The following is an 11,847-nucleotide window of genomic DNA, read 5'->3' as shown; positions in this document are numbered from 1 at the left end:
CAAAAGGGTCAAGCTCTTCTTTTAACCTGTCTCTGAACTGGGGTAAATCAGAACCATATACTTGATATCCTGCCTTTGCAAAACACTTCGCATACAATTTACCCATGTCTCCTAATCCAATAATTCCTACATCCATTTCACCTGAAAATATAAAATATGTACCAAGTAAGGACAATTATTTGAATTATGAAAAGATATCGGCGATAAAACCGATATCTTTTCAATTAAAGTGCAGATAAAGTGATTTTTTTCAAATCTATACCGCCTTGTTCGATGATAATTCTTAACTGATGTATTCCTTTGTTCAGTTTAACTTTTGCTGGAATACCTGTTTGTTTCCGGCCATCAACTGCCACGAGCGCTTTACCTTTAGAAGAGGTTTCTAATGCAATTGTATAAAGCCCGGTTTTTTCTACAGTAAAAGTATATTGGAGCCACTCTCCCTCTTCCGTGTCGCTGACATACAACTGGTGTTCGGATTCCTTCTTGATATCTACCCCATCGTTTCTATACACTCTTCCGCGGTTACCTGTGGTGGTCACACCTGTTGAACTGTGGTAATCGGCTGTGTCTTTGTCAAAATAAGCATAGCCGTTTCTTCCAAAATCATAATCTACTGCAGGAATCTCCAGGCTTCCCTTTTCTTTTAACACCCAATTTTTGAATGGTTTTGTGGAAGTGGTCTTTACCTGTCTGAACATGGCATCAATCACGTCGGGATGCTGAATATTATGGCCAAATTTCAGATCGTTTTTCAATTGCATTAAACCTTTAAGAGCTGTTTCTTTGGAGGGCTCCGGACCTTTTTTGTTCCAGTAAGCCAATACCTGCTGATAGTCGGGATTAGACGAAACTTCCAACGGGTTATTAAAGCCTAATTTTTTTAAAGGCCACCAGCACCAGCCGATGTCATTTTTTTCCAGCAGGGAGATGGACTCTGTAAACCAAACATTGGAATTCTCTCCTGTCTCACCAACCCAGACCGGCACTTTGTATTGATCCCGTTTTTCGAGAATTCCCTTAATGGATTCTTCATTATTATAATTCCAGTAGCGGTGAAAACTCAATACCATATTGTTGTCCCATGGTGGGAGCATACCATTGTAATTGTTTCCCCATCCATTCCCTTCAATAATGATCAGGTGTTTTTGATCCACTTCCCGGATACTTTTCGTAATGTCAATGAGTACTTGTTTTAAAAGTGCATTCTTTTGCTCTTTTGTGCCGTGGGCATCATTTTTTTGATCCTCAAATCCCCAGTTAGGTTCATTCAGAATATCATAACCTCCTATCCATGGCTCTGAGGCATATCTTTCTGCAAGCTTTTTCCAAAGGGCTGTGGTTTTGCGCTGATTCTCCCTGCTGTCCCATAGTGAAGGGTGGTCTGGATTCCGATCGGAGATGTTCAGGTCATTCCCCTGCCCTCCCGGGGCCGCATGAAGGTCGAGGATCAGATACATCTGATTTTCCTTACACCAGTTCAAAAGGCTGTCAGTTAAGGCAAAGCCTTTTTCAAGCCAGGTGTCTTTTCCTGCTGTCGGTTCCTTTTCTATGGGTAAGGTATACAAGTCATAATGCATGGGCAAACGGACAGAATTGAAACCCCATTCCTTCATTGCTTTAATGTCTTGCCTTGTGGTATGGTTACTGAGCCAGCCTCCATAAAATCTTGCTGTTTCTGTTTCGCCGATTAAGGATTGTATCCTTTCTCTGATCTTATATTGCTGTCCCTCCTGCTGGAGTCCTAACATATAGCCTTCCTGTACCATCCAACCTCCAAGACCAACACCCCGGAGCAAAATTTCTTTTCCCTTCTCATCTACTATTTTTTTTCCATCCGCCTTTAAGAAACCTTGTGCATTTGAATAAAAAGGGAGCGCGCATAGAACGGTACAAAAGGAAAGCGCTCCTGCAAATTTCCTGATCTGATTCATGTTCATTTATTTAATAATTAAAGTACTGATGGAATGTGGCATACTGGTCGTTTCAGCGGCTTCGCCTTTCATCCAGAGGTAATAAGGTACTGCTTTGTCAGAGCGGTTCATCACCACTACAACGACTGACCCGTCAGGGTTTAGAAAAGAAGTGGTTAACAGGTTGTCGCGGCTTGCAGAACTGGAAATTCTTTTTGCTCCGTTTTGAATGAATTTTGAAAACTGACCTATATAATAATAAGCATTGGTATAGATGAGCTTTCCTGTCTTTGTGTCGGCATGTATAGGTGCGAAACAGAAATTCCCCACGTGATTGGGTCCACCATTCTCATCTAGTAATACATTCCAGTCTGTCCAGGCTACCGTACCTGCGTTAAAGTCATTGATCATGGAATAGCCATACCGCTCGCCCAGCGCCCAGTCTTTTAGCCTGCCCGCGTCAAATTTCTCTTCACAACCTTCGGTAAAGATCAGGTGCTTATCCGGGAAAGCTTCTGCAACCCGCCTGAGGTTTTCAAACTGCATTCCGGCCCCGGTCCAGGTTTCATACCAGTGATAACCTATGCCCCAAACATATTTAGCTGCATCCGGATCCTCAAGTAAGGTACTTGCACGTTGAAAAATCAAGTCACGGTTGTGGTCCCAGGCAATCAGTTTCTTATCTGCCAAACCTTCTTTGTGAAGCGTTGGCCCTAAGAAATTTTTAATAAAATCTCTTTCTTCCTCCGCTGTGTAGATACAAGATTCCCATTTTTGTTTAGCCATAGGTTCATTTTGTACCGTTAAACCCCAAACCGGAATTCCCAGTGCTTCATAGGTCTTGATGAATCTGACATAGTGGTTAGCCCAACTTTGTCTGAATTCGGGCTTTAGTTTTCCTCCCTGCAGTACATTGTTGTTGTCTTTCATCCAGGCTGGTGGACTCCATGGGCTTACATACAGAGGAAGTTTTCCGCCAGCAGCTTCAATGGCCTTTTTAATAAAAGGAATGCGGTATTTTTTATCGTGACTGACATTAAATGATTTTAAACTCGCGTCATTTTCTGCCAGATAGCCATAGCTCTCTGTAGAAAAGTCACTACTTGCAATAGAGGTCCTGGCCAATGTATAACCAATTCCTTTATCCTTACTGTAATAGGCCGTTAAAAGCTCTTTCTGCAGTGCTTTAGGCAATTTAGCAAAAGTCTCTGCAGATGCGTCTGTTAAAGCTCCTCCAATCCCCATATAGGTCTGAAAGGTTTTTGCAGGATCAACAAAGACACTGATCTGCGTTTCCAGCGGCTGTTTAAAGGTTTTAAAATGTAGTTTTTCTGTTTCTGAAATCCGGAGCTCTGTTTGATCTGCCGTAGTGTAAACGGTTACGGACTTTTCTCCTTCTCCCTGGCTTTGTGCCATTAAAAATGAGGGTACCAGGACAAGGGCTAAAAAAAATTGCTTCATGTATCTAAGTGTAATAAATAATAATTCTGGGCAAATGTAAGGCGGAGGGCGCTAAAAAATGCCCTCCGGCCTGATTAATATCCTGGATTTTGTGTCAATTTACCTGTCGTTACGTCGTTTGCAGGAATAGGGAGCAATTCGTGTTTGTTCTTTGTAAAGCCTAATGGCCCTAACTCTTGCTCGGCCAGTCCCCATCGTACCAGATCAAGGAAACGGAAGCCTTCAAAGGCCAGTTCAAGTTGCCTTTCAGTAACAATAGCCTGGAACAAGGCGGTACCACTTGCCGTAACTTCGGGCAATCCTGAACGGTCGCGAACTTTTTTAAGTTCCCTCCGGGAACCCGGCTCATCCCCTGCCCGGTAATCTGCTTCTGCAGCCATCAGCAATACATCGGCATAGCGCATAAACCGCCAGTTGGTTCCGTAATTTAATTCTGCAACCGTGCCTCCAGACTGGCTGGCATAAGAACCATATTTTCTTTGAAAACAACCGTCAAAATCATAAATTCCTGTAGAAGGGAAATTTCCCCCTGCTGCTTTAAGTTCCTCAATAGACATAATGGTGTTCTTCCTTCTGGTCACATCGCCGGCGGCAACAAAGGCATTGTACAATTTTCGTTTGGCGAGGTTCATGCCCCACCCACCCAATAAGGAATCTCCAGGTGCCATTACATAAGGTGCATCGGCTCTTGGGCCCCAAAGTTGGATGTGAATATTGCTTTCCGGCGTCTTACTCCAGGGAAAATTTCCATAGTCATAAGCTGAGACATTTGAATAGGAAATTTCAAATAAGGACTCTTTTCCAAACTCTCCTTTTTTGGAGAAAGCAAAGGCCGTACTGGATTCCAGGTCATACTCTTTAGAATTGATCACGTCATTCAGGTACTTCACGGCTTCTGTCCAGTTTTGCTGATACAAATAAGCTTTTCCAAGCAAGGCTTGTGCTGCACCTTTTGAAGCCCGGAATTTATCTGCAGCACCGTATGCGCTTTTTAAAGGCAGCGCATCTATGGCTTGTTTCAAATCCGCCTCAATGAGTTTGTAAATCTCTGCTTTTGCTTTACGGCCTGTAGTGGAGTATTGAGCTGGGTCTATATCGCCAGTAACCAAGGGCACATCTCCCCATAAGGTAACAAGATCGAAATAATTATACGCCCGTAAAAATTTAGCCTCAGCAATTACCCTTTTTCTAATGTCAGATTCTGGCTGAACTTTATTGATAATTTTATTTGCCCGGTAAACTGCCATATAACATTTTTGCCAGGTTTTAGAAACCTTGTCATTTTGAGGGGTTGCTCTGTATTTGTCCAGATCCTGATAACCAGGCTGATCTCCATCGTTGGCTCCTCCCGCGTTGCTTTCGTCTGAAGGCATTATTTTTAACATCAGCATACTGTTCCACCCGCCGTTCCAATAATCAGACTGCATAATATCATATACGGCGATAATGGCCAGATTGGCATCAGCATCTGTTTTATAGAATTCATCTTCAGATAGTTTCCCTGGAATTTCCTGCTCTAAAAAGCTTTTTTTGCAGCCGCTGAAGATCAAGGTAGCAGCCATACAAAACAGGGTCATTTTTATAATTGTTCTGTTCATGATTTAATATCTTAGTTAAAAAGTAAATGAGATGCCCGCCAATGCTTTTCTTGCGGTTGGATAAGTACCTCTGTCAATTCCAAGACTGTTACCGCCTGCATTTCCTCCTTCCGGATCTAAACCTTTGTATTTGGTGAAAGTGAAAAAGTCATCGAGTGAAACATAGATCCTTGCATTTTTGATCTTTAATTTACTGGCGATAGAATTTGGAAGGGTATAACCTAGCTGTAGCTGGCGGATCCGGGCAAAAGATCCGTCGAAAACCATTTTATCACTGTTATAAGCTTTAGCATCAGCATTTGCACTAAAGAAACTATTGGTACTGCCATCTCCGGTCCAGCGGTCTGTATAGAAAAATTCAGGTTTATTGGCTGTCCTGCGGTCATTTCGTACAAATCCCATCAACACCTGATTTCCTTTAGATCCTTGAATGAATGTTAAAAAATCAAATCCTTTATAGCTGAAGTTTAATCTAAGGCCATAAGTAAAATCTGGAACTGCATCACCGATATAGGTTTGATCGGTATCCGAAATCTGTCCGTCTTTATTGGTATCTAAAATAACAGGATCTCCTGGTTTGGGTTTATAGCCGGTCAGCTTATTTTGGGCAATATATTGGTCTATTTGTGTCTGGTTCTGGAAAATTCCATCCGTTTTATATCCACGGAAATACCAGATTGGAAGTCCTGCTTCAAATCTGGTAGCCGTCCACCCTGTACCAACCCCGGCACCGTCAATAACCGGATAGAGTGGATTGGTTCTGGTCACTTTATTTTTATAGGTACTTAAATTAGCACCAATTTCATATTTAAAGGCATGATCATTTCCATTATTATAACTGAATTCAAACTCCCAGCCTTTGTTTTCCACATCACCGCTGTTTACTGTATTTAAAACATTTCCAACAAAATATGGGTTCGCTCCAAATGTCAATAGATCCTTTGTTGTCTTTTTGTACCAATCTACAGATAGTGTAAAGCGGTTGTTCATAAAATTCAAATCTGCCCCAAAGTCCAGTTGCTCACTTTTTTCCCAGGTCAGATCAAAATTGGGCAAGTTGGTTGGTGAAGCTCCGAGTACAAAGTTTCCGTTGGCATCTGTATATTTGGAATCCTGCGAGATGGAGTTTAGGTATTCTCCTATTGCCACATTGGATAAACTTCCATTCTGGCCCCAGCTCGCTCTTAATTTGGCATAATTAATCACATTTGAAACATTTTCTGCAAAAAAGTCCTCCTTGGACAGGATCCATCCTGCAGATACTGATGGATAGGTACCCCATTTATGACCGTCTGCAAATAGAGAGGATCCATCTCTTCTAACCGTAGCCGAAATTAAATACCGGTCTTTATAATCATAATTTAGTCTTCCATAATAAGATACGAGTGTAGAATTATTGTATTGTCCATAGATCTTTGCCAATTTATCTGGCGTATCTTGTACAAAATCGGGATAAGCCCATTTATCCTGGTCTTTAAAGATTCCCGAATAGCTTCCGCCAAGATTATTGTACATTTTCTTTAGCGCGGATGTACCTGCCATTACACTAAAATTATGGTCATTAATTCTTTTTGAATAGGTCACAAAGTTTTCCCATTGCCAATTAAAATAATTATTCTGATAGTCCGAACCGTTGGTAATGTTGTTCAATTTTTCACTGGAATACCATGTTTTTGGATTCCATGCGTGATTTCTGACAAAGGCGGCGTCAATTCCAAAACGGGTGGTAAAAGTTAATCCCTCCAGAGGGGTAACATCGGCAAACATATTACCGACTACTTTATTTTGTGTAGTTTGAGTATGGGTGGTTTCAATCTGCGCCAGTGGGTTTCCATATTCTCCCTGGATAAACCTGGAAATGCCGTAGTAATTGCCATTAGCATCCTTTACAAGTGGATTACCTGCATTAATTGCGTTTTGAACATGAGCAGGTAATGCTCCGGTATAGGTAACCGGTGTAATGGGATCAAATGCCATCATACTTCCGATTACAGATCCGTATTCGGTATTCTCAGGAATGCCGCGGCTCGTAAAGTTGGAGTAGGACAAACGTTCCCCCACTTTAAGCCAGGATTTCATTTTATGATCTGAATTTATCCTGAATGTATAACGGTCAAATTTGGCTTTGTCGCCACCAACAATACCTTGTTGCGTAAAATAGGTTGCTCCAAGTAAATAGGTTGACTTCTCGTTTCCACCACTAAAGTTTAAGGTATGGTGCTGTTGAGGTGCATTTTTCAAGACCTCTTTTGTCCAGTCTGTCCCTGCGCCCACAGCAGCAACTTCTGCATCGGTAGGCGCATTTTGGCCTGCCTCTTTCATGTACTGCTGGTATTCAGGTGCATTCATCATTTTGGTAAAATTCCTGGCAGACTGCTGGCCCAACTGGAAGGTATAATTTACATCCATAGTATTTGCCTTCCCGGATTTGGTGGTGATGATCACCACGCCATTAGCGCCTTCCGCGCCATATATTGCCGCAGATGCTGCATCTTTTAAAATCTCTAATGAACTTACCTCTGAAGGATCTAAATATTCTATTCCTCCGGCACGCACGCCATCTACGATATAGAGCGGTTCAGAGCTTTTATTGGATCCGGTTCCTCTTACACGAATACTAAGGGCGGAACCTGGGGCTCCTGAATTGGGAGATACCGTAACTCCTGCCGTTCTGCCTTGTAAGGCCTGGTCAATCCTGCTGGAGGAAACTGTTTTCAGTTCTTCTGCTTTAATGGAAGATATAGCACCGGTAACCAGGCTCCTCTTTTGGGTGCCATAGCCAACCACAACGACCTCATTAAGTTTGTTGTCTTCTTCTTCCAATACGATTTGTATGGGGCCACCACCTGTTACAGTGAATGTTTTGGTCTTCATTCCAATCTGGGAAAAGACCAATACTGAATTGTTTCCGGGAACTGTGATTGCAAAACCTCCGTTTACATTGGTACTAACCCCTTTTTGTGTGCCCTGTATCTTCACAGAAACCCCGGGAAGTGGATTTCCATCTGAAGCGGTCACTTTTCCTGTCACGCTGATTCCCTGGGCATTGGTCAAAAAGGGAACGAGGAGTAAACAGGAAATGAAGAAAATGAGTGTAATTCTTCTTTTCATACGATTTGATTTAGGTTTATAATTTGGTTTGGCATTCACCAGATTTAGGGATCTGGCTTAATCAAATGTATCATGTCCGGAAGGTCAATTGATTTTTTGACCACACTACACCAACCCTACATCAGGTTCAGAAACCCATTTCCAAAGACATTCCAAGCACTACATGAGCACTACAAAGAAGAAACAAACAACTCACTATCAACAGATTAAAATAAATCATTTTTGATTCGCAATATCCATCAAAAAATCAAAAAGGTTAACTTCGGTTGCCAGTTGCAGTTTTTTCCTCAAACGGTACCGTCCAACCTCTACTGCTTTTGGAGTAATGTTCATCAGTTGAGCAATCTCTTTGGTGGAGAGGTTCATCTTAAGGTATGCGCAAAGTTTGAGTTCATTCGGGGTAAGATCAGGAAAAAGATCTTTCAGCTTCCCAAAAAAATCATCATTCACATTATTAAAATGAAGCGTAAACTGTTCCCTGTCCTGATCGCCTTTCTCTACGTCCCTAATGAGCCGCAACAAGTGCCTGAAGCTTTGTGAATTGTCTGGAACATCATGCTTTTTAACCAGCGTGGAAATCACATCTTTAATTCTGGCCAGGACTTTACCCCGCTCGACCAGGTGCATTGTCATCGCTGCAAGCTCTCTGTTCTTAAAATTCATATCAGCTTCCAGTTTTTCATTCTTTAGATCAGCAATCTGCTTCTCGTTACGATCTGTTTCCAGCTGGTGTAAATAACTGAGCTTTTCCTGAGCTTTTTTATGTTTTATTTTCTGCCATTTGAACAAGAGATATATCCCTACAATTGCAACCATCAAATAAAAAAGATAGGCCCAAATGCTCCTGTACCAGGCTGGTTTTATCACAAACCGATAGGCTGATGCCTCAGATTCACTGCCCAGATTATTTCTCGATTTAATCTTAAAAGTATAATTTCCAGGAGGAAGATTGGTATAGTCCTTTTCACTTTTTGCGCTCCATTCTGACCAGGATTTGTCGAATCCTGCCAGTTGATAACTAAATTCAATATTGTTCTGTTGTTCAAATAATGTAGAGGAATATTCAAAATGCAGAGAATTGTGTTCATGAGAAAGTTGTAGTACGTGCTTACTGTTCTGCTGGCGGGTAACCTGCTCTCCACTCATAAAATAACCACCAAAAAGGATACTGTCTTTCTTTCCAAAAAGCTTTACTACTCCAAGAAGAATGTTTGGTTTGAATGTATTTTCTTTATACTTTTTATAGTTGATATGAAATGCGCCTTTACTTGCCCCTATAAATATGTTCTCTTCATTTAAAGGATAAACGGACTCAAAACCACCCACTACTTTTTCATTGAGCTCTGGCAGATAAATAATAGTAAAAGGTCTGGATGCAGAAGCCTGACTAAAGTCAACAATCCCAACCCGTTTGTTGGAAACAAACCACACATTACCTTGATTATCTTCCTTAAGGTATTGAATCTGAACATTTTTCAAAGCGCCATTAAATAAGGAAGAGGGCTTAAAGGAGTCATTTTTTGGATCATATTCATAGAGTCCCTTTTCAGTGGAGATTACCCTTCGGTTTTTGATCCGGTACAAATAATTATGTAGAGTAGAGGGCAAGCCATCCTGCTTCCCGTAGATACGGCTGTTCAGGATCCGGCTATAATCTGGGGCTATTTTTAGTTTATAAATCCCCCTGTTAGGATGAGACACCCATGCGGTGTTTTCTTCGGCATCAAAATCCAGAAACCTGAAGGAATCCGTATAACCAGGCAGCTGTCCTTTATTCTCAAATTTTCCTCCGTTAAAACTTAAATGCAGCAATCCAAAATAATTGCCTGCAAGTATATCCTTAGTTGGATAAACCCAGGAAATCGGTTGAAACAACCAAGTTCCGGAGGAGGTGATCTTCCTGGCTTCGACCCCTTCTATAAGAAAAATACCATCTTCATGTCCCATCAATAACTGACCATTGATTTCCTGAAGTCCCCACACCTGGCCTTTAGCATTTTTTACTTCATAAAATGCTCGTTTTGACAAACTGATATCTTTCTGATCAGGATCCACTTTTGATGCATAGAGCCCATTAGAGGTTCCAACATATAATACGTCTTTGAATAGGTTAATCGCATAGCCGGTTGCTTGTTTGTTTTTATCCGGGAATACCGTTTTAATTGCACTATTGATACCAATAAGATCTATACCATCGTCAAGTGCAACCCAAAGGCTTTTGTTTTGATCGATCAGCAATCCCCTGATGTTGTCCTTCTGAAGTCCTTCTTCGTAGGAGTATTTCTGGATCATCTTTCCGTTCTTGTTAATGATCAAAATCCCGGTAGAAGTACTCCCAAAAGCATACCATTCGGAATTAACCTGGGTAGCACAATAAATCCGGTCATTATGGAACAGATGGTCTACTTCTGTTACAAATGGAGTAAGTGCCTTTGAAGACATTTTAAAGAGCCCTGTTTTCAATGTCGTAACCAATAAAGTGTCTCTGCGAAAAGGGAGAATGGAAGTTATCTCTGCATGATCCAATTCGGGAGGGTTATATAAGGGCTGCCAGATGCCGTTCTTATAGATCATCAGCCCCCTTCCTTTTACTTGTGCATAAACTTCCTTATTTCCAGTTCCTAAGAATTCCCATTGTGTTTCGGGTTTGTAAATACGGATGCGGTTATCTTTAAAATGCAGGATCTTACTTAATGAACGAAAGAATACCTCGTCTCCCCGGATAACAATATTCCATATATCTGCAAATTTCCGTTCCTTTTCCGGGATCAGATTCATTAATGAGTGATACGTGAGCACACCATTTGCATTAGGAAAAAAGTAGCCGGCCTCATCCTGTCCTCCAACAAAGATTCTGTTTTTCGAATCGATCTTTACCGAGCGGACCACTGTAAAGTTTGGCAAATGATGAATATTCCAGAAACGTCCGTTAAAGGTGAGTAAACCATCATTATTACCGAAATAAAGAATGCCATTTTGATCCTGGGCTACATCCCAGTTCTGAATTCCTCCTTTGTATTGTCCATAGCTATAGTTTACAATTTGCGGAAGCGCCAATGGTGCCTGCGACTGGGCTAAAGAACTTATAAACAAGAGTATAAGAAACAGAAGGTTCTTCTTTTGATTCATAACGAGCATAGATAAGCGTTGTCTTAGAATTCCAAGACGGAGGTTCAAGTTAATACTTTTTATTCATCTGAAAGAATATGCCCTTCTCTGAAAACTAAAATTTCCGCTTTATGTTATTTCGTTATGAACGAAGAACAAAAGAAGTCATTGCTGATAAAAGAGCTTGGAGATTTGCTTTCCAAGGGGAACGCCCACGTCACATTTGAAGAAGCGGTTAAAGACATTTCTTTAGATAAGTTGATGTTAACACCCGAAAACCTGCCTTACAACATCTTTCAACTGGCCGAACATATTCGGATAGCACAATGGGATATTGTTGAATTTTGTTTAAACCCAAATCATGTCTCTCCACAATGGCCGGAAGGATATTGGATAAGCAGCGATGATATGGTTTCCAAACAAGCCTGGGATCATATTTTGCATCAAATCAAAAGAGACAGGGATAGATTCATTCAATTTCTGAAGACAACAGACACTGATCTTTTCGAGCCCCTTCCACAGGGTAGCGGACAGAACCTCTTTAAAGAAGCGTTATTAATTGCAGACCATACAGCTTACCACATCGGAGAAATCATCCTCATCAGGAGATTGCTGAAGATTTGGAATTGAGCTGTAATACCTACATAAAAAATCAG

General features: G+C 41.3%; 7 protein-coding genes. 1 reads left to right on the top strand and 6 read right to left on the bottom strand.

The window, feature by feature from the left end; translation table 11 throughout:
* The 6 genes from VNZ46_RS13950 to VNZ46_RS13925 form a co-directional block, all read right to left on the bottom strand.
* The coding region (locus VNZ46_RS13950) for an NAD(P)-binding domain-containing protein (protein WP_325560700.1) at positions 1–136 on the bottom strand (136 nt) is incomplete at its 3' end.
* A gap of 88 nt (positions 137–224) precedes the next feature.
* Complete coding sequence (locus VNZ46_RS13945) at positions 225–1,934, bottom strand: cellulase family glycosylhydrolase (protein WP_325560698.1); 1,710 nt, start codon at positions 1,932–1,934, stop codon at positions 225–227.
* 6 nt (positions 1,935–1,940) lie between these two features.
* Positions 1,941–3,374 carry a glycoside hydrolase family 30 protein gene (locus VNZ46_RS13940; RefSeq protein WP_325560697.1) on the bottom strand — a complete coding sequence of 478 codons (1,434 nt, stop codon included), beginning with the start codon at positions 3,372–3,374 and terminating at the stop codon, positions 1,941–1,943.
* Positions 3,375–3,448: 74 nt separating this feature from the next.
* The gene (locus VNZ46_RS13935; RefSeq protein ID WP_325560696.1) at positions 3,449–4,972 is read right to left on the bottom strand and encodes a RagB/SusD family nutrient uptake outer membrane protein; all 1,524 of its coding nucleotides are present in this window, start codon (positions 4,970–4,972) and stop codon (positions 3,449–3,451) included.
* Positions 4,973–4,987: 15 nt separating this feature from the next.
* Positions 4,988–8,083: a TonB-dependent receptor gene (locus VNZ46_RS13930; protein ID WP_325560695.1), complete on the bottom strand. Its 3,096-nt coding sequence runs from the start codon at positions 8,081–8,083 to the stop codon at positions 4,988–4,990.
* A 216-nt stretch (positions 8,084–8,299) separates the two neighbouring features.
* Positions 8,300–11,212, bottom strand: coding sequence for a triple tyrosine motif-containing protein (locus VNZ46_RS13925; protein ID WP_325560694.1), 2,913 nt, complete (start codon positions 11,210–11,212; stop codon positions 8,300–8,302).
* Positions 11,213–11,335: 123 nt separating this feature from the next.
* On the opposite strand from VNZ46_RS13925, the gene VNZ46_RS13920 reads away from it, so the two are divergent.
* Complete coding sequence (locus VNZ46_RS13920) at positions 11,336–11,821, top strand: DinB family protein (RefSeq protein ID WP_325560693.1); 486 nt, start codon at positions 11,336–11,338, stop codon at positions 11,819–11,821.
* Positions 11,822–11,847 lie beyond the last annotated feature (26 nt).

It is taken from the genome of Pedobacter sp., assembly GCF_035566355.1.
In the GTDB taxonomy this organism is placed as follows: domain Bacteria; phylum Bacteroidota; class Bacteroidia; order Sphingobacteriales; family Sphingobacteriaceae; genus Pedobacter.
Note: the sequence above shows the minus strand (reverse complement) of the source record. Positions and strands in the feature narration are given on the sequence as shown.

Coding starts and splice junctions, on each gene's coding strand:
- VNZ46_RS13945 (WP_325560698.1), bottom strand. CDS start 1,934: ATGAATCAGATCAGGAAATTTGCAGGAGCGCTTTCCTTTTGTACCGTT.
- VNZ46_RS13935 (WP_325560696.1), bottom strand. CDS start 4,972: ATGAACAGAACAATTATAAAAATGACCCTGTTTTGTATGGCTGCTACC.
- VNZ46_RS13920 (WP_325560693.1), top strand. CDS start 11,336: ATGAACGAAGAACAAAAGAAGTCATTGCTGATAAAAGAGCTTGGAGAT.
- VNZ46_RS13925 (WP_325560694.1), bottom strand. CDS start 11,212: ATGAATCAAAAGAAGAACCTTCTGTTTCTTATACTCTTGTTTATAAGT.
- VNZ46_RS13930 (WP_325560695.1), bottom strand. CDS start 8,083: ATGAAAAGAAGAATTACACTCATTTTCTTCATTTCCTGTTTACTCCTC.
- VNZ46_RS13940 (WP_325560697.1), bottom strand. CDS start 3,374: ATGAAGCAATTTTTTTTAGCCCTTGTCCTGGTACCCTCATTTTTAATG.